General features: G+C 73.9%; 16 protein-coding genes. 12 read left to right on the top strand and 4 right to left on the bottom strand.

Features of this window, described 5'->3' with window-relative positions; all coding sequences use genetic code 11:
* Window positions 1-3: 3 nt before the first annotated feature.
* Window positions 4-705 (bottom strand): S1 family peptidase, encoded by a 702-nt coding sequence (locus tag ACLJQZ_RS17670; RefSeq protein WP_410621072.1) that lies wholly within the window; start codon window positions 703-705, stop codon window positions 4-6.
* 244 nt (window positions 706-949) lie between these two features.
* Between ACLJQZ_RS17670 and ACLJQZ_RS17665 the strand changes: the two genes are divergently transcribed.
* The 11 genes from ACLJQZ_RS17665 (at window position 950) to ACLJQZ_RS17615 (ending at window position 13,488) form a co-directional block, all read left to right on the top strand.
* The gene (locus tag ACLJQZ_RS17665) at window positions 950-3,748 is read left to right on the top strand and encodes a BTAD domain-containing putative transcriptional regulator (protein ID WP_410621071.1); all 2,799 of its coding nucleotides are present in this window, start codon (window positions 950-952) and stop codon (window positions 3,746-3,748) included.
* Between the two features lie 111 nt (window positions 3,749-3,859).
* Entirely contained in the window at window positions 3,860-5,002 is a 1,143-nt protein-coding gene (locus ACLJQZ_RS17660; RefSeq protein ID WP_410621070.1) for a serine hydrolase domain-containing protein, read from the top strand.
* 25 nt (window positions 5,003-5,027) lie between these two features.
* Window positions 5,028-6,293, top strand: a complete 1,266-nt coding sequence (locus ACLJQZ_RS17655) for an FAD-binding protein (protein ID WP_410621069.1) — start codon at window positions 5,028-5,030, stop codon at window positions 6,291-6,293.
* A 161-nt stretch (window positions 6,294-6,454) separates the two neighbouring features.
* Entirely contained in the window at window positions 6,455-7,735 is a 1,281-nt protein-coding gene (locus ACLJQZ_RS17650) for an ABC transporter substrate-binding protein (RefSeq protein ID WP_410621068.1), read from the top strand.
* Between the two features lie 3 nt (window positions 7,736-7,738).
* A complete protein-coding gene (locus ACLJQZ_RS17645) occupies window positions 7,739-8,686 on the top strand; it encodes a carbohydrate ABC transporter permease (RefSeq protein ID WP_410621067.1) in 948 nt (315 codons plus the stop codon).
* Window positions 8,683-9,534: a carbohydrate ABC transporter permease gene (locus ACLJQZ_RS17640; protein ID WP_410621066.1), complete on the top strand. Its 852-nt coding sequence runs from the start codon at window positions 8,683-8,685 to the stop codon at window positions 9,532-9,534. The genes ACLJQZ_RS17645 and ACLJQZ_RS17640 overlap by 4 nt, the downstream gene beginning before the upstream one ends.
* A 4-nt stretch (window positions 9,535-9,538) precedes the next feature.
* The gene (locus ACLJQZ_RS17635) at window positions 9,539-10,114 is read left to right on the top strand and encodes a hypothetical protein (protein ID WP_410621065.1); all 576 of its coding nucleotides are present in this window, start codon (window positions 9,539-9,541) and stop codon (window positions 10,112-10,114) included.
* Window positions 10,111-11,190, top strand: coding sequence for a Gfo/Idh/MocA family protein (locus ACLJQZ_RS17630; RefSeq protein WP_410621064.1), 1,080 nt, complete (start codon window positions 10,111-10,113; stop codon window positions 11,188-11,190). The genes ACLJQZ_RS17635 and ACLJQZ_RS17630 overlap by 4 nt, the downstream gene beginning before the upstream one ends.
* Window positions 11,187-12,461, top strand: coding sequence for a Gfo/Idh/MocA family protein (locus ACLJQZ_RS17625; protein ID WP_410621063.1), 1,275 nt, complete (start codon window positions 11,187-11,189; stop codon window positions 12,459-12,461). The genes ACLJQZ_RS17630 and ACLJQZ_RS17625 overlap by 4 nt, the downstream gene beginning before the upstream one ends.
* Window positions 12,462-12,788: 327 nt before the next feature.
* Window positions 12,789-12,965, top strand: coding sequence for an STAS domain-containing protein (locus ACLJQZ_RS17620; RefSeq protein WP_410621062.1), 177 nt, complete (start codon window positions 12,789-12,791; stop codon window positions 12,963-12,965).
* Window positions 12,966-13,137: 172 nt separating this feature from the next.
* Window positions 13,138-13,488 (top strand): DoxX family protein, encoded by a 351-nt coding sequence (locus ACLJQZ_RS17615; RefSeq protein WP_410621061.1) that lies wholly within the window; start codon window positions 13,138-13,140, stop codon window positions 13,486-13,488.
* On the opposite strand, the gene ACLJQZ_RS17610 is transcribed toward ACLJQZ_RS17615, so the two are convergent.
* Window positions 13,469-15,598, bottom strand: coding sequence for a BTAD domain-containing putative transcriptional regulator (locus ACLJQZ_RS17610; protein WP_410621060.1), 2,130 nt, complete (start codon window positions 15,596-15,598; stop codon window positions 13,469-13,471). The genes ACLJQZ_RS17615 and ACLJQZ_RS17610 overlap by 20 nt on opposite strands.
* 202 nt (window positions 15,599-15,800) lie before the next feature.
* Between ACLJQZ_RS17610 and ACLJQZ_RS17605 the strand changes: the two genes are divergently transcribed.
* Window positions 15,801-16,244 carry a DUF6294 family protein gene (locus tag ACLJQZ_RS17605; protein WP_326950312.1) on the top strand — a complete coding sequence of 148 codons (444 nt, stop codon included), beginning with the start codon at window positions 15,801-15,803 and terminating at the stop codon, window positions 16,242-16,244.
* A 22-nt stretch (window positions 16,245-16,266) separates the two neighbouring features.
* Here the strand turns inward: ACLJQZ_RS17605 and ACLJQZ_RS17600 are convergent, their stop codons facing one another.
* Entirely contained in the window at window positions 16,267-17,202 is a 936-nt protein-coding gene (locus ACLJQZ_RS17600; protein ID WP_410621059.1) for an SDR family NAD(P)-dependent oxidoreductase, read from the bottom strand.
* Between the two features lie 9 nt (window positions 17,203-17,211).
* Window positions 17,212-17,667 carry a universal stress protein gene (locus ACLJQZ_RS17595; protein WP_410621058.1) on the bottom strand — a complete coding sequence of 152 codons (456 nt, stop codon included), beginning with the start codon at window positions 17,665-17,667 and terminating at the stop codon, window positions 17,212-17,214.
* Between the last annotated feature and the right edge of the window lie 80 nt (window positions 17,668-17,747).

Below are 17,747 nucleotides of genomic sequence, written 5' to 3'. Positions count from 1 at the left end.
GGCTCAGACGCCCGCGGTCGCGGAGATCCAGTCGCGGTACTTCGTGATGTTGATGTAGGCGGTGTACGACTGGCGGTCACTGGTCGAGGCGACGCCGACCTGCTTGCCACCGGCGTACATCGGGCCGCCGGAGTCGCCGCCCGCGGTGATGCCGTCGCCGCGGTTCGCGCAGACCGAGACGCCGGCCGCGCCGTCCGGGCAGTCGATCGAGGTGACGCTGACCTTCGCCACCTTCAGCAGCTGCGACTGGCACTCGATCTCGGGCTTGTCGGTGCAGGTCGCGCCCCAGCCGTAGACCTCGGCCTGGTCGCCGACAGAGACGTCGCCCTCGGAGCCGAGCGGCGCGTAGTCCGTCTGCACCTGCTGGTCGATCTGCACCAGCGCGATGTCCGAGTCCGGCGCCTCGTGCACTGACGTCGCGTTGACGGTGGTGCCCTTCGTCTGGTCCAGGTCCCCGACGTGGAAGCTGATCTGCTGGCCGTTCGCGCCCTGGGTGCAGTGGCGCGCGGTCAGGATCCAGTCCGGCGCGATGATCGCCGCGGAGCAGATCTCCTGGCCACCCGCGAACATCCGGGCCGCCGCGTGGAGCGAGTCGGCGTTGCCGCCGTCGATGATGGCCGGCTGGGCGGCCAGGGACGGGGCGGCGGTCGCCAGGGCCGACAACAGGATGCCGGAGACGAGCACGCCGGTTCGCGCAATACGCACTTGGGGATCAACCTCCATCCGCGGGCGGAGACCTCGCGGTGACGGGCGGTCAAGGACGCACCTACCGTCACTGTTGTGAGTGAATCTCGGAACCCGACGATGGTCGGTAAGGGAAATACGCGACTTTCGTCGTGGGCCGGACGGCGCAGCCCGGGATCGGCAATCGAGTGACATCCGCGCGGTGTGCCCGCGATGTCGGCGATTCGCCCACCGGCCCCGCATCGCCTGGCTAAAGTCCGCCGTCGTGGGGGCGGTCGTCGTGATGGGGTACGACATGGGCGCTGAAGTGCGGTTCCACCTGCTCGGGCCGCTCACCGTGACGGTCGGCGGCCGCGCGCTGCCGCTCGGCGGGGCGAAGCAACGGGCCCTGCTGGCCCACCTGCTGCTCAACGCGAACCGGCTGGTCCCGCCCGGCCGGCTCATCGACACAATCTGGCCGAGCGACCCGCCGACGTCGGCCACGGCCAACCTGCAGACCTACGTGTGGCGGCTGCGCCGGCTGCTGCCGGAGACCACCCTGCGCACCCACGGCCCGGGCTACTCGCTGGCCGTCGAGCCCGGCGACGTCGACGCGCACGACTTCGCCCGGCTCGTCGCCGACGCCGCCCGCGCGGCCAAGGACGGCGCCCCGGAGACCGCGCTGACGCTGCTGGCCGAGGCGGAAGCGTTGTGGCGGGGCGATCCGCTGTCCGACCTGCCGACCGCGCCCGCCTGGGACGCCGAGCTCGGCCGGCTCACCGAGAACCGCTTCGCCGCCGTCGAGGAACGGCTTTCGCTGCAGGTGCTGCTGGGCCGCTACGACCCGGCGATCGCCGAGCTGACCGTGCTGCTCGCCGAGCACCCGTACCGGGAACGCCTGTGGCAGCAGTACCTGCTCGCGCTGACGGGCGTGGGCCGCCGCGCCGACGCACTGCGGGCGTACACGACGGCGCGGGAGCGGCTGGTCACCGAGCTCGGTGTCGAACCGGGGCCGGAACTGCGGGCCCTGCAGGCCGCGATCCTGGCCGGCCGGCCCGTGGTGGCGGCCGGCGCCGACGGCTCTGCCCCCTTGCGCCAGCTCCCGGCGGACCTGCCCGACTTCACCGGCCGCGACGACTACGTCCGCGACCTGGAAGCCGCGCTGGGCGCGGGTCCGGCGCCGGTGGTGCTGACCGGCGCGCCCGGCACCGGCAAGACGGCGCTGGCCATGCACGTCGCCCACCGTATCGCGGACCGGTTCCCCGACGGCCAGCTCTACGTCGACCTCGCCGGCACCGGCGCGCCGCGCGACCCGGCCGAGGTGCTCGCCGACTTCCTGCACGCCCTGGGCGTCACCGGCACCGCCGTCCCGGCCGGGCTCGGCCAGCGGGCCGCGGTGTTCCGCTCCCGGCTGGCCGGGCGCCGGGTGCTGCTCGTGCTCGACGACACCGCCACCGCCGCCCAGGTCCGCCCGCTGCTGCCCGGCGACGCCGGGTGCGCCGTGCTGGTGACGACCCGCGGCCGGCTGCCGGAGCTGGCCGGCGCGAAGCACGTCGAGCTGAGCGTGTTCGGCGAGCGGGAGGCGCAGCGGCTGCTGGCCGGGGTCGCCGGCGTCGACCGCATCGACGGCGAACCCGCCGAAGCCGCGGCGATCGTGGCCTGCTGCGGGTACCTGCCGCTGGCCATCCGGATCGCCGGCGCGCGGCTGGCCGGGCGGCAGGCGTGGAGCCTGCGGACGCTGCACGACCGGCTGGCCGGCGAAGCGGGCCGGCTCAGCGAGCTGCGCGTCGGCGACCTCGGCGTCCGCTCCAGCTTCGAGCTGAGCCTGCGCCAGCTCGACCCGGCCGCGCGGACGGCGTTCTGCCGCACGGCCGTGCTGGGCGCGCAGGACTTCCCGAGCTGGGTGTTCGACGCGCTCTTGGACCGCCGCGGCACGCACGAGGTGCTCGACGTGCTCGTCGACGCCAACCTCGTCTCGCTGGCCGGGCTGGACGCCAGCGGGCAGCCGCGCTACCGGCTGCACGACCTGCTTCGCTGCTACGCGGCGGAACTGCTGGACGCCGAGCCCGCCGCGGTGCGCCGGGACGCGCTCGCCCGCGTCCTGTGTGGACTGCTGGCGCTGGCGAAGACCGCGGCTGCGGCGCTGCCACCCGCGTTCGGCGCGATGACCGGGCCGTCGCTCGGCCCGCTGCCCCCGGACGCGGCCCGGCTGGTGGCCGACCCGCTGGCCTGGTTCACCGCCGAACGCAAGCTGCTGGCCGCCGCGGTCCAGCTCGCCGCCGACGCCGGGCTGGACGAGCTCGCGTGGCAGCTGACCGCGACCGCCGTCCCGTTCTACGACCTGCGCGGCGCCTACGACGACTGGCGGCGCAGCCACCTGACCGCCCAGGCCGCGGCGCGGGCCGCCGGCAACCGGGCGGGCGAGGCGGTGCTGGCCCGCGGGCTCGGCCAGATCGGCGTCTACAACGACGAATACCCCGCCGCCGTCAGGGACCTGGAGCGGTCCGCGGCCCTGTTCGCCGAGCTCGGCGACGTCCGCGGCGAGGCGCTGGCGGTGGCGGGGCTCGGCACCGTGGCGCGCATCCGTGACCGGCCGCGGGACGCGCTGGACTGCTACGGCCGGGCGCTGGCCGGCCTCGAGCGGGCGGGCGACCGCAGCGGCGTGGCCCAGATGCGCAACTCGATCGGCGCGGCCCACGTGCGGCTGGCCGAGTTCACCGAAGCGGCCGGCTGGCTGGGCCGCGCCCGCGACCTGGCCCGCGAGATGGGCGACGCGCACCGCGAGGCCAGGGTCCTCACCGAGTTCGGCACCCTGCACCGCGACACCGGACGGCTGCCGGAGTCGCTGGCCTGCCTGCGGCTCGCGCTGGGCGTCTTCGAGGACCTCGACGACGAACGCTGCGTCGCGTACGCGCTCCTCGGCATCGCCCAGACGCTCCTCGCGGTGGGCGAGCCGGTGCAGGCGCGCGGGGTGTGCGACCGCGCGCTGCGCGTCTTCCGCGAGTCCGGCAACCGCCATGGCGAGACGACGGGCCTGGCCCTGCTGGACCAGGCCCGGCACCGGCGCAGCCCGGCCCGGTCGTGAGTGGCAATGCGGGTTAGAACCCTCATTACCACTCACGACCCCCGCCGGCGCTCGGGTGGGCTCCCCGGACCGCTGGGCTAGCCTCGGGCGACCGCCGACCCGGGGAGCACCATGAGCCTGCGCGAGATCCTGCAGCGGCACGTCGACGACGGCGCGCTGCCCGGCGCGGTCGGCGTCGTGGCCCGGCCCGGCCACGTCGAGGTCGCGGCCGTCGGCTCGGTCGACGTCGAGGGCAGCAAGCCGATGTCCGAGGACAGCCTGTTCCGGTTCGCCTCGCTCACCAAGCCCGTCACCGCCGCCGCCGTCCTGGCCCTGGTCGACGACGGCCGGCTCGCCCTCGACGACCCGATCGGCCGGTGGCTGCCCGAGCTGGCCGACCCGAAGGTCGTGCGCACCCCGGCGGGTCCCGTCGACGACCTCGTGCCGGCGAACCGGCCGATCACCGTCTTCGACGTGCTCACCAGCCAGGCCGGCTGGGGGTTCGCGTCCGACTTCTCGCTCCCGGCGGTGCAGGCGCTGTTCCCCGTCCAGCTCGACGGCCGGGAGGTCCAGCACTTCCCCGAGGCCGACGTCTGGCTCGCGCGGCTGGCCGACGTCCCGCTGCTGTACCAGCCCGGCGAGTCCTGGCTCTACGACACATGCTCGGCCATCCAGGGCGTGCTCGTCGCCCGCGTGGCCGGGTCGTCGCTGCCGGAGTTCCTCGACGGGCGGATCCTCGGCCCGCTGGGTATGGCCGACACCGGGTTCGTCGTCGGCGCGGACCGCCGCGACCGGTTCACCAGCTTCTACAAGGCCGGCCCGGACGGCCTGGCGCTCGCCGACGCGCCGGACGGCCAGTGGAGCACGATGCCCGCGCTGCCGCTCGGCTCCGGCGGCCTGGCCGGGACGGCGGGGGACTGGCTGGCGTTCGGCCGGATGCTGCTCGCCGAAGGCGCCGCGGCGGACGGCAAGGCCGTCCTGACCCCCGAGTCGGTCCGGCTGATGACCACCGACCACACCACCGCGGCGCACCGCGAGATCGGCGCGCTCTTCCTGGAGGGCCAGGGCTGGGGGATGGGCGGAGCGGTCGACGTCGCCGTCCTCGACCCGTGGAACGTCCCGGGCCGCTACGGCTGGGTCGGCGGCACCGGCACCACCGCCTACGTCGTCCCGGCCACCGGCACGGTCAGCGTGCTGCTCACCCAGGTCGGCGAGGACAACCCGGTCCCGCCGCGGTGGATGCGGGACTTCTGGCGGTACGCGTCGGCCGGGTGAGCGGGGCTTGAGTAGGGTCGGACGCATGGGCGAGTCGAACTGGGCCGGCAACCATCAGTACGCCGCCGAAACCGTGGTGACGCCGCACACGCGCGACGAAGTGCGCGAGGCGGTCGCGGCCGCGACGAGCGTCAAGGCGCTCGGCAGCCGGCACTGCTTCAACGACATCGCCGACGCGCCCGGCGGGGTGCTCCTCGACCTGAGCGAGCTCGAGAGCCCGGTGGAGATCGACGCCGGCGCCGCCACGGTGACCGTCGGCGGCTCGGCGCGGTACGGCGACTTCGCGCAGCAGCTGCACGACGCCGGGTTCGCGCTGGCCAACCTCGCCTCGCTGCCGCACATCACGGTCGCGGGCAGCGTCGCGACCGGCACCCACGGCTCCGGCCGGCGTCGCCAAGGGCTCGCCGCGGCCGTCTCGGCGCTGGAGCTGGTCACCGCGGGCGGCGAGGTCCGCACGTTCTCGCGGGCCGCCGACCCGGACGTGTTTCCCGGGCTCGTCGTGAGCCTCGGCGCGCTCGGCGTCGTCACCCGGCTCACCCTCGACATCGTGCCCGCGTTCGACGTCCGGCAGGACGTCTTCGAAGGCCTGCCGTGGGAGGCCGCCTACGAGCACTTCGACGAGATCGAGGACGCCGGGTACAGCGTCAGCCTGTTCACGAACTGGGTGAACGACGTCGTCGACCTGGCCTGGGTCAAGAGCCGGGTGGACGCCTTCACCGAGCGCGCCGGGCTGTTCGGCGCCCTCCCGGCCGGCGCCCCGCGGCACCCGGCGCACGCGGCCGGCGTCCCGGCCGGCAACGTCACCCCGCAGCTGGGTGTGCCCGGGCCGTGGCACCAGCGGCTCCCGCACTTCGCCCTCGAGTTCACCCCGAGCGTCGGGGACGAGCTGCAGACGGAGTACTTCGTGCCCTACCGGGACGCGGCGGCCGCGATGGAGGCCGTGCGCGGGATCGGCGACCGGCTGGCGCCGGTGCTGCTGGTGTCCGAGATCCGCACGGTCGCGGGCGACGACCTGTGGCTGAGCCCGGCCCACGGCGGCGATCGCGTCGCGCTGCACTTCACGTGGCAGCCGCGGCAGCCCGAGGTCGAAACGCTGCTGCCGCTGATCGAGGAACGCCTCGCCCCGTTCGGCGCCCGGCCGCACTGGGGCAAGCTCTTCTACGGCGGCGAGCTGGACACCGTGTACCCGCGGCTGGCCGATTTCCGTTCCCTGGCGGGAACTCTCGATCCCGGCGGCGTGTTCCGGACGCCGTTCATCCGGCGGAACGTCTTCGGCGAAACCGGCGTGTGAATGCTTTCGGAGTAACCATTCTTCGATGATTTCGAAGGCACGATCCGCGTATTGACACCTTTGTCGCGCACGTCCTACGGTGGACCGCCGAGTTCCTGTAAGCGCTTTCTCGCGGTGTCGTGGGAGCGCTCGCAGATCATTCCGACCGGACGGAGATGTCGATGCGTCGGACGCGTGTGCGCGGGTTCGGGGCGGTCGCCGCGATCGCCCTGCTGCTGTCCGGAACGGCTGCGTGCGGGTCGGACTCGGGTGGCGGCGGTGACGTGAGCATCACCTTCGCCTGGTGGGGCAGTGACGGCCGGGCGAACCTGACCAAGCAGGCCGTCGAGCTGTTCCAGAAGAAGAACCCCACGATCAAGGTGCAGACGTCGTTCGCGGCGTACGCGGCGTACTGGGAGAAACTGGCGACGCAGACGGCCGGGGGCAAGCCGCCGGACGTGATGAACGTCGACACCCGCTACCTCGCCGAGTACGGCGGGCGCAGTGTGCTGGCCGACCTGAACCAGGGCGCGGGCAAGGCCGTCTCGCTGGCCGAGGTCAACCCGGAGCTGGCCGCCACCGGCGTCTACCAGGGCAAGCGGTACGCCGTGCCGTGGGCGCAGAACACCCCGGCGATGCTGTACGACCCCGCCGCCTTCACTGCGGCCGGCGCGGACCCGGCGAAGGGCCTGACCTGGGACCAGTACGCCGAAGCGACCGCGAAGGTCGGCGCCGCCAGCGGGTTCGCCGCGCGCGGCGTGACCGACTTCGGGATCCTCGACACGCCGCTGGAGATCTGGCTGCGCCAGCAGGGCAAGCAGTTCTACACCCCCGACGGCAAGCTCGGCTTCACCGCCGCCGACCTCCGCGGCTACTGGCAGCTCGCGAGCCGCTTCCGCGACACCAAGGCCGCGTCGCCCGCCGACGTCACGGCGTCCTACAACACTTCGCCCGAGCAGTCGCCGCTCGGCAAGAAGCTGACCAGCTCGGAGTTCGCCTACGACAACCTGCTGCCCGCCTACCGCAAGGCGAACGGCAAGAACCTGAACGTGGCGCCGTACCCGACCGGCGCGAACGGCGACCTCGGGCAGTACCGGCGGCCGTCGATGTTCCTGTCGGTCTCCGCGCGCAGCCAGCAGCAGGAGGCCGCCGCGAAGCTCGTCGACTTCTTCGTCAACGACGCCGACGCGGCCAAGATCCTCGGCACGGACCGCGGCCTCGCACCCAACCTGAAGATCCGCGCGCAGCTCGCGACCGGCGCGACCGGCGACGACAAGACGCTCTACGCCTACGAAGCCGCGCTCGAACCGAAGCTCGGGGCCGCGCCGCCGGTCCCGCCGAAGGGCGCCGGCGCGATCCAGAAGCTCCTCCAGCGCACCTACGAGGAGATCGCGTTCGGGCGGCTGGGCGTCGACGACGCCGTCACCCGGTTCATGTCCGAAGCCGACAAGACCCTGGCGTAGCCGATGACGTCGCTGCGCACCCCGGCGCCGGCCCGGCCGGTGGAGCCGCGGGCGCCGGGCCGCGGGTACCGCCGCGAGAACCAGCCGGAGGCGTTCGCGTTCCTCATGCCGTGGCTGCTCGGGGCGGTGGCGCTGACCGTCGGCCCGATGGTCGTCTCGCTCTACCTGTCGTTCACCGACTACGACCTGTTCACCACGCCGCACTGGGTGGGTTTCGGCAACTTCACGCACATGTTCACCGACGACGACCGCTACCTGCGCTCGGTCGAGGTCACGCTGATCTACGTCCTCGTGTCGGTGCCGGTCAAGCTCGCCGTCTCGCTGGGGGTGGCATTGCTGCTCAACACCCGCCGCGGCGGAGGTGGCTTCTACCGCGCCGCGTTCTACGCGCCGTCGCTGCTCGGCGCGAGCGTCGCGGCCGCGCTGGTCTGGCGGGCGCTGTTCACCGGCGGCGGCCCGGTGAACGACGTCCTCGCCCGGTTCGGCTGGCACACGCCGAGCTGGGTCGACGACCCGAACTTCAGCCTCGCCTCGATCGTGCTGCTCGGGGTGTGGCAGTTCGGCGCGCCGATGGTGATCTTCCTGGCCGGCCTCAAGCAGGTCCCGGCCGAGCTGCACGAAGCGGCGGCCATCGACGGCGCGGGCGCGTTGCGCCGGTTCCGGCACATCACGCTGCCGATGCTGTCCCCGGTGATCTTCTTCAACCTCGTGATGGAGGCCATCCACGCGTTCCAGGCGTTCACCCCGGCGTTCGTCATCGGCGGCGGCCGCGGCGGGCCCGCCGACGCGGACCTGTTCTACACGCTCTACCTGTTCGAGGTCGGCTTCCAGGACTTCCGCATGGGGTACGCGTCCGCGATGGCGTGGGTGCTGCTGGTGGTGATCGCGATCGTGACGGCGATCGTGTTCCGCACCGCGAAGCTCTGGGTGTTCTACGAGGACCGCCCGTGACCGCGCTCCGGGTGCCCCGCACCGCGCGGTCGATCGGCTGGCACGTGCTGTGCCTGTGCGGGGTGGCGGTGGTGCTGTACCCGCTGGCGTGGCTGGCCTTCGCGTCGGTCAAGCCGCCGGACGAGATCCTCTCGCGGCTCGCGCTGCTGCCCAGCCGGTACGTCTTCGACGGCTACTCGAAGGGCTGGGAAGGCGCCGCGGGCGTCGGCTTCGGCCGGTTCTTCCTCAACTCGTTCCTCGTTGCCGGCCTTTCGGTGGTGGCCAACGTCGTCTCGTGCTCGCTGGCCGCGTTCGCCTTCGCCCGGCTGCGGTTCCGCTTCCGCGGCGCGCTGTTCGCGTTCATGATCACGACGTTGATGCTGCCCTACCACGTCACCCTGATCCCGCAGTACGTGATCTTCCAGCAAGCCGGGCTGGTCAACACGTTCGTCCCGCTGATCCTGCCGAAGCTGCTGGCCACCGAGGCGTTCTTCGTGTTCCTCATCGTCCAGTTCATGCGCGGCATCCCGCGTGAGCTGGACGAGGCGGCGACCATCGACGGCTGCTCGGTCTACCGGACGTTCTGGCACGTCGTGCTGCCGTTGTCGAAACCGGCGCTGGTCACGACGTCGATCTTCACGTTCATCTGGACGTGGAACGACTTCTTCACACAGATGGTGTACCTGAACGACACGGAGAAGTTCACCGTGCCGCTCGGCCTGCGGCTGTTCGTGGACACCAGCAGCCAGTCCGACTTCGGCGCGATGTTCGCGATGTCCGCGCTCGCGCTGGTCCCGATCGTGCTGTTCTTCCTCGCCTTCCAGCGGCTGCTGGTCGAAGGCGTCAGCACCAGCGGTTTGAAGGGATGACCTCGTGTCGAAAGTGGCCGTGCGGCGGGTGGACTGGCGCACCGGGTTGGGCGAGTTCTCCGACTGCCTGCTGGTGGGGTTGCTGGTCGCGCTGGCTTCGGTGCCGGTCTTGACCGCGCCGCCCGCGTTCGTCGCGGGTTGCCGGGCCCTGGACCGGGCCCGGCACGGGATCGTACGTCCACTGTGGACGACGTTCTGGGCGGACTTCCGCCGCACCGCTCGTGGTGGGGTGGCGTTCGCGGTGGCTTGTGGTGCCGCGGTCGTGCTGGCCGCCCTCGACCTCGAAGTGGCGCGCTCGATGCCGGGCGCGGGCGTGCTCCGGCCGGTGCTGTTCGTGCTCGCCGCGGCGGGAGTGGTGGTCGCGGTGCGGACGTGCGCGGTGGTCGCGTCTTCCGAGCCGACCTGGCGCCGGGCGGTACCGGCGGCCGCTCGTGAGACCGTGGGGGCGCCGGGGAAAGCGCTGCTCGTCGCGGTGGCGGTGGCGCTGTCGGCCGTGCTGTTGTGGATGCTGCCGGTGCTGGCCCTCGTGGTGGCGGGCCCGCTGGGCCTGGCCGCGGTGGCGACCGGCGCGCGTCGATGAACCACCCGCCCAGCCTGGTCGTCTTCGGCACCGCCGGGTACGCCGGCACCCACCTGCGCCGGGCCCGGGAGCTGCACGACCGCGGCGAGATCGTGCTCGCCGGCGCGTGCGACGTCCGGGACCCGCCGGCGGCAGCCCTCGACCTGCTGCCGGACGACGCGATCGTCACCTACGACCCCGCCGAGCTGCTCTCCCGCACCGGCGCCGGGATCGCGGTGGTGGCCACGCCGCCCCGCACGCACCTGCTGCTCGCGCGCCTCGCCCTCGACGCCGGCTGCGACGTCCTCGTCGAGAAACCGCCGGTGCTCGATCTGGCCGCCTTCGACGAACTCGCGCGGCGGGGCCGGGCCGTCCAGACCGGGTTCCAGAGCTTCGGGTCCGCCGCGATCCCGGTGATCCGCGCGGCGATCGCCCGCGGCGAGATCGGCGACGTCGCCGGCGTCAGCGGGGCCGGGGCGTGGATCCGGCGGGACGAGTACTACGAGCGGGCCGCGTGGGCCGGCCGCCGCGACCTCGGCGACGGGTCGCTGACCAACCCGTTCGCCCACGCCGTCGCCTCGGCGCTGCTGCTGAACGGCACCGCCGGCGTCGACCCGGCGGGCATCACCGTCGAGCTGTACCGGGCGCGCGACATCGAGTGCGACGACACCGCGTGCGCCCGGCTCACCTTCGAGAACGCGCCGGACGTCGTCGTCGCGGCCACGCTCGCCGCCGAGGCCGACCACGACCCGTACGTGCTCGTCCACGGGACCGCGGGCCGGATCCGCTGGCACTACAAAACCGATCTCGTCCTCCTCGGCGACCGGCCGATCGAGGTGGGGCCGCCGGAGGACCTGCTCACCAACCTCGTCCGGCACGTCCGCGACCAGGTCCCGCTGCTCGCGCCGCTGTCGGTGACCCGCGCCTTCACCGCGTTCGTCGAAGCCGTGCGCGGCGCCCCGGAACCGCGTCCGCTGCCCGCCGAGCGGGACGGGGACCGGTTCGTCGTACCGGGTGTCGACGCCGCCGTCGACGACGCGGCCGGCCGGCTCGCCCTGTTCTCGGAACTCGACCCGCCCTGGGGGTGCCCGGCATGACGCGGTACGCGATCGTCGGACTCGGCTCGCGCGCCGAGCTGTTCGCCCGGGCCCTGGCGAGCTCACCCCGGGCGGAGCTGGTCGCGTTCTGCGACCGCAACGAGACGCGGATGCGCGTCCACAACGGCTGGCTCGGCACGTCCGTGCCGTGCTACCGGCCGGACGACTTCGCCGTGATGCTCGTCAAGGAGCGGGTGGACGTCGTCGTGGTGTGCACGCCGGACCACACGCACGCCCACTACGTCGCGGGCGCGCTCGGCGGGGGCTGCGACGTCGTCACCGAGAAGCCCATGACGACCGACGTCGACGGCGCCCGCTTGATCCTGGCGGCGCGGCGGGTGACGGGGCGGTCGGTGCGGGTCGCCTTCAACTACCGCTACAACCCGGTGCACCGCCGGGTGCGCGAGCTGCTCGCCGCGGGCGCGATCGGGGAAGTCGGGTCGGTCGAGTTCAGCTGGCTGCTCGACACCGCGCACGGCGCCGACTACTTCCGTCGCTGGCACCGCGACAAGGACCGCTCCGGCGGCCTGCTCGTGCACAAGTCCGGCCATCACTTCGACCTGGTCAACTGGTGGCTCGGCAGCGGCCCGGAGACGGTGTTCGCGCTGGGCGGGCTCGTCTTCTACGGCGAGGAGAACGGCCGCCGGCACGGCCACGCCACCGGGTACGCCCGCGGCACCGGCGAGCCGGCGGCGCGCGACGACCCCTTCGCCCTCGACCTCGAGCGCTCGCCCCGGCTGCGCGCGCTGTACCGGGACGCCGAGGCCGAAGACGGTTATCTGCGCGACCGCAACGTGTTCTCCCCGGGCGTCACGATCGAGGACGACCTCTCGGTGCTCGTCCGCCACCGCAACGGCGTGGTGCTGAATTACCACCTGCACGCCTATTCGCCCCGCGAGGGCTACCGCGTCGCGTTCGCCGGCAGCGAGGGCCGCCTCGAGCTCGACGTCCGGGAGAACGTCCACCCGGGCGCGGTGGACCGCCCGGCCCGGGCGCGGCTGACCGTGCAACGGCACTGGGCGGCACCCGAGGTCGTGCTCGACGTCCGGCTGGGGGAGGGCCACGGCGGCGGCGACGAACGGATGCTCGCCGAACTGCTCGGCGACGCCGACCCGGACCCGCTCGGCTGCGCGGCCGACCACGACGACGGCCTGCGGGCCCTGCTCACCGGGCTGGCCGCGAACCGGTCGCTGATCACCGGCGAATCCGTCGGGATCCGCGGCCTGCTCGACGAAATCGGCGCCACCGGACACCGACCCGGGGAGCGATGACGCGGTTCACGGCCGGTCTTGTCCTTTTCGGACTGATCGCCACGGCGGTACCGGCGGATCCGTCGAGTACTCCGGGCGCGAGTACGAGGTCCACGACGGCCTGCTCGACGTCGTCACCGGCTCGGACCTGGTGACCTGGCCGGGTGTGACGGCCCGGTCCGAGGTTTCGGACCCCCGGTGATCGGGTAGGCGGTGATCATCCGCAGCCGGAGGGAGCCCCACCTTGACCGAGACACCCGCCCCAGACCCGACGGGCCTGATGCTGGCCGTGGCGAGTTCCGGGCGCACGCCCGGGTCCTGCGCGTCACCGTGACGGGTGAGGTCGACATGTCCACCCGGCCGATGCTCGAAGCCGAGCTGGAGCGGGCCGTAGCCGAGGCGCCGCACCGGCTGGTCGCCGATCTGACCGGCGTGGGGTTCTGCGGGGTAACGGGGATGGCGACGTTCTCCCGGCTGCGGACCCGGTGCGCCGACGCGGGGATCGAGCTGGTGGTCCGGCCCTAGAGCGTGGTGCGGCGGGCGCTCGATCTCGCGGCGCTGAGTTCGAGGTTCCGGCTGGAGGGGCCCTGGGTGAACGGCGACCGGGAGATCGCGCAGGCCGCCGAGCGGTGAGTCACCTTCGGCGCGGCCCGGCCGTCGAGGAGGCGTAACCGCTTCCCAGGCAAGGACTCCGCCGATGACCACCACTCATCTCGTCATTACCCTCGTGACCATCGCGGCGAACGCCGGGATGGGCGTCGCCGACGTGCTCCGCGCGCGTTTCGTGCTGGCCAGTTCCGCCTCGGTCGACGTCCCGGCCGGCTGGGTGCCGGCACTGGGGATCCTGAAGCTCGCCGGCGCGGCCGGGCTCGCCGCGGGCCTGGCCGGGTTCCCGGCCGCGGGCACGGCCGCGGCGATCGGCCTGGTGCTGTTCTTCGTCGGCGCGATCGGGGCGCACGTCCGGGCCCACGCCCTGAGCACCCTCGGTGCGCCGGGCGGCTACCTGGTGCTGGCGGTCGCGTCGCTGGTCACCGGCATGGCGACGTGAGCTGCTCGTCTAAAGCCCGGGCCTCCTCCTCGGCCGCGGCCAGCTCTCGGTCTGCGGCCGCGGCGTCGCCCGGGCGGCCGCGGCGGGTCAGGGCCTCCGCGTGCCGGCGGCGGGAGAACACCACCGCGGGCCAGTGGGCCAGCGCGAGGTTGTGCCGGACCGCGGCCCGCAGGTGCGTCACGGCCAGGTCGGCGTCCCCCATGGCCAGCGCCGCGGTGCCCAGCGGGGAGTGGGCCGACCCGAAGCACGCGACGGCGAGGCTCGCCATCACCGGCAGGTGGCCGAACGGGCGGAGCAGGTCGTAGACCCGCGCCGCCGTCTCGGCGTCGTCCACCAGGTACGCCGTTTCCGCCACGCCGCAGAGGGAGAGCAGCCAGGTGCTGGAGCGGGGCAGCGCGCCCAGGTCGTCGCCGGACAGCCGCGCCAGCGCGCCCACCGCCGTCCGGCGGTCGCCCCCGTACGCGGCGGCCACGGCCAGCGCCGCGTAGTACGAGTTGTCGATCGGGCTGAGCGTGGGGGAGTGCATCAGCCGGTCCAGCACCGGCACCAGCTCCGCCAGCCGGCCCTGGAACCAGCGGATCGCCACCAGCTGCGCGCCGTACCAGCCGAGCGCGTCGGGGTCGCCGGCCACCTGCCCGAGCTCGGCGCAGGCCTGCGCGCCGGCTTCGGCCTCGGCGAACCGGCCGGCCCGGATCGCCAGCATGACCTTCAGCGACGCGGCCACGAACCCGGCCGCCAGGTGCTTCCGCGCGGCCAGGAGGTCTTCGAGCTCGCCGAGCCGCCGTTCGGCGTGCGGGTCCGCGGCCAGGAACCGGTCGACGGTGTCCCAGACCACGCCCATGACCAGGTCGGTGCGCCGCCCGGAAGGCCCGCTGACGCCGATCAGCTCGGTGGCGAGCGCCTGGCGCAGCGCGACGTGGTCCGGGCCGAGCAGGCAGTGGTGGGCCAGGCTCAGCGCCTCGGCGTGCGCGACGGGATCGCCACCCGCCCGGGTTTCCGCGGCGAGGGCGAGGATCCGCTCGTGCGCGCCGTCCTCGTAGTCCTGTTCGCCGGCCAGCCGGATCCGCAGCCGCAGACCCAGCCGCGACGCCGGGTCGACGCGGTCGAGCACCTGCCGCAGCCGGGTCAGCAGCGTCGTCGACGCGGCCGACGTCCGGTGCTCGTGCACCCACACCCCGCCCAGCCCGAGCACGGCGCGCCCGAGCGCGTCGACGTCGCCGTCGAGCTCGGCCCGGCGGTAGGCGTCCTCGAAGTGCGTCCGGCTCGTCCGCAGGTCGCCTTCTTCGAGCAGCGCGTGCTCCCCGGTGCCGAGCGAGCCGGCGTCCGGGACGGTGATCACCTCCCGCGGCCGCACCGCGAGCAGGCCCGGGTCGTGGGCGAGGACGCGCCGGTGCACCTCGGTGAGGACGGGTGACGGCTCCAGGCCGGACGCGCTGACCAGGTCGTGGCGGGCGCGGCGGAACACCTCCAGGGCGTCGCCCTGGCGCCCGGCGCGGTAGAGGGCGGTCATCAGCTGCCCCCAGAGCCGTTCGTGGCCGGGGAACGCGGCGGTCAGCACCTCGAGCTCGCCGATCAGCCCGGTGTCCTCGCCCGCGGCCAGGTCGGCGTCGATCCGGTCCTGCACGGTGTTGTGCCGCACCCGCTCCAGCCGCACCCCTTCGGCGGCCAGCACTTCGACGCCGTCGAACTCGCCGTACGCGGCTCCGCGCCACAGGTCCAGCGCGGTGGTCAGCTGCGTGCGGGCGGTGCCGTAGTCGCCCGCGGCGAGCGCCCGCCGGCCCTCCCCGGCGAGCTGCTCGAAGCGCACCGCGTCGATGGCCTGCGGGGCCACGTGCAGCACGTACCCCGGCGGCCTCGTCAGGAGCAGCGGCGGCGCAAATGTCCTGCGCAGCCGCGAAAGGTAGGTCCGCACGGTCCGGTCGACCTGATCGGGCGGCCGGTCACCCCACAGTGCCCGCCCGAGCGCACCGACGCTGACGACCCGGCCGGCGTCCGCGGCCAGCACGGCCAGCAGCGTGCGCAGCCGCGGCCCGCCCACGTCCACCGGTTCGCCGCCGATCCCGGCCTCGAACGGCCCCAGGACCCCGAGTTCCACCCCACGCGTGCTCATTCCCGCCCCTCCAAGCACGGACGCGTCCGCGCTTGGTCTACAGGAGCAGGACGCGGCGCGCGGGATACGTCGCAGGCGCCAGGTCGTGGTCGACGGGCTGTCGGCGGATTGTCGGCGGATTGTCGATGAACTGTCGATGGGCGCTGTGAAGCTCGGCCACGTCCCGCCCAGCAGCGGGAATCACCACACAGGAGGGAATTCGATGAGGCACACGATCCGAGGTCTGAGCACGGTTCTGGCGACGGCCGCCGCGGGGGCGGCCCTGCTGGCCGCCGCGCCGGCGGCGCAGGCGGCGCCCGCGGGCACCGCCGCCGTGCTCGACGTGAAGAGCGCGACCTGGGGCCAGCTGCACGCGGGCGACTGCGAGCAGGACAACGGCACCATCGTCCTGCGCTCGGACGGCACCGGCGACTGGAGCGCGACCACGCTGACGTTCCAGACCCACAGCGGGGACATCTGGCACTCCAGCTTCGACTTCAAGACGACGGCCGGGACGAAGCTGTTCTCCGCGGGCACGTTCGACAGCCCGCGGATGAACGACGGCAACCCGCCGCCGCGCTACAACTGGACCGCGCACTTCAAGTACGACGCCGCGTTGTTCAGCGCGGTCGACGTCTTCAAGACGATCCAGCACTCCAGCTGCTGAGCGCGGCCACCGGCTTCGGCGGCTACCCGTCGAGGCCGGTGGCTTCGAGGCAGTAGGCCAGCAGCTTCCGCACTCGTGCGTCGTCGGGGCGGGTGTGGGGGAAAAGGTGCTCCGGACGCGGGCGGCGGTCGTGCCAGAAGCGGCCCGCGTCCGGGGCCGGCTCGGTCGCGGCGAGCCAGACGGCGGTGTCGGCGCCCTGCGCGGCCGTGCGCAGGAACGGCCGCGTGACGCGCCGGAACAGCGGGAGCGACCCGGTCAGGCCGGGGGTGTCGGCCCAGCCCGGGTGACAGCTGTGCACGGCCAAGCCCCAGCGCTGCGCCAGCACCGGCGTCAGCTCGACCTGCATCCGTTTCGTGCGGGCGTAGGCGACCGCGCCGCGGTAGGTGCCCGTCCGGTACTCGGGGTCGTCCGCGGCGAGCGGCTGGGTGTACATCCCGCCCGACGACATGAAGATCACCCGGCCGTCCCGCAGCGCCGGTCGCAGCAGCTCGGTGAGCAGCAGCGGGCCGAGGACGTGGGTGGCGAGGGTGAGTTCGTGCCCGTCCTCGGTTTCCGAGCGTTCGCGCGGGAGCGTGCCCGCGTTGTGGATCAGGACGTCGACACGCGGGTGCTCGGCGGCGCAGGCGCGGACGGAGGCCAGGCTCGACAGGTCGCAGTGCGCGAGCCGGACGTCGGCGCCGGGGACCCGGGCGAGGACGTCGTCGCGCGCGGGGGCGCCGCGGTCGAGGTCGCGCACGAGCATGACCACGGCCGCGCCGAGCCGGGCCAGCTCGGTCGCGCACGCCTGGCCCAGCCCGGAACCCGCGCCGGTCACCAGGGCCACTTTCCCTTGCAGTGCACCGGGTGCGGGGTCGCCGGGCCGCCAGTGCGGCCGGCGCAGCAGGTAGCCGAACCGGGTGTAGCCGGCCGCCGTTCGGTCGAGGACGACGTCGGCCAGGTCGGCGAGAGGAGCGATCACCTGCCCAAGCTACGGCCGGACCGGCGGTCGCGCCGTGCGGACCACGCGGACCGGGCAGCCCGCGTGGTGCAGCAGCGCCTGGGCCGTCGAGCCCAGCAGCAGCCCCGGGAAGCCGCCGCGGCCGCGGTCGCCCAGCACGATCAGCTGGGCCGACCTGCTGCGTTCGACCAGCTCGCGCCGCGGGTGCGCCGGGACCACCACCCGCTCCACCCGGACATCCTCGACGTCGCCGGGCCGGACCTGCTCCGCCAGCAGCCGGCGGCCGGCTTCGACGACGGCCTCGGGGGCCGGCTCCGCGGGTGGCTCGTCGGCCCACGCGTGCAGCACCACCAGCGGGACCTGCCGGGCCCGGGCCTCGGCCAGCGCCGTCGCGAGGACAGCTGTCCCGGCGTCGCCGCCGTCGATGCCCGTGACGACCGGGCCGCCGGTGCCCGGCTCGTCCCAGCGGTCGCCGCGGACCACCACCGTGTCGCAGTGCCCGTGGGTGCCGACCGCCGCGGCGACCGACCCGGCGAGCGGCCCGGCCGCACCGGCCGCGCCCGGAC

The sequence above is a fragment of the Amycolatopsis sp. cmx-8-4 genome (assembly GCF_046548675.1).
Classification (GTDB): Bacteria; Actinomycetota; Actinomycetes; order Mycobacteriales; family Pseudonocardiaceae; genus Amycolatopsis.
The sequence above is the reverse complement of the archived record's forward strand: the minus strand, read 5'-3'. Positions and strand labels throughout refer to the sequence as shown.

What these genes read in the sequence shown, in the direction of transcription:
- ACLJQZ_RS17660 (WP_410621070.1), top strand. Translation starts at nt 3,860, where the DNA reads ATGAGCCTGCGCGAGATCCTGCAGCGGCACGTCGACGACGGCGCGCTG.
- ACLJQZ_RS17645 (WP_410621067.1), top strand. Translation starts at nt 7,739, where the DNA reads ATGACGTCGCTGCGCACCCCGGCGCCGGCCCGGCCGGTGGAGCCGCGG.
- ACLJQZ_RS17620 (WP_410621062.1), top strand. Translation starts at nt 12,789, where the DNA reads ATGTCCACCCGGCCGATGCTCGAAGCCGAGCTGGAGCGGGCCGTAGCC.
- ACLJQZ_RS17625 (WP_410621063.1), top strand. Translation starts at nt 11,187, where the DNA reads ATGACGCGGTACGCGATCGTCGGACTCGGCTCGCGCGCCGAGCTGTTC.
- ACLJQZ_RS17605 (WP_326950312.1), top strand. Translation starts at nt 15,801, where the DNA reads ATGAGGCACACGATCCGAGGTCTGAGCACGGTTCTGGCGACGGCCGCC.
- ACLJQZ_RS17630 (WP_410621064.1), top strand. Translation starts at nt 10,111, where the DNA reads ATGAACCACCCGCCCAGCCTGGTCGTCTTCGGCACCGCCGGGTACGCC.
- ACLJQZ_RS17650 (WP_410621068.1), top strand. Translation starts at nt 6,455, where the DNA reads ATGCGTCGGACGCGTGTGCGCGGGTTCGGGGCGGTCGCCGCGATCGCC.
- ACLJQZ_RS17615 (WP_410621061.1), top strand. Translation starts at nt 13,138, where the DNA reads ATGACCACCACTCATCTCGTCATTACCCTCGTGACCATCGCGGCGAAC.
- ACLJQZ_RS17655 (WP_410621069.1), top strand. Translation starts at nt 5,028, where the DNA reads ATGGGCGAGTCGAACTGGGCCGGCAACCATCAGTACGCCGCCGAAACC.
- ACLJQZ_RS17610 (WP_410621060.1), bottom strand. Translation starts at nt 15,598, where the DNA reads ATGAGCACGCGTGGGGTGGAACTCGGGGTCCTGGGGCCGTTCGAGGCC.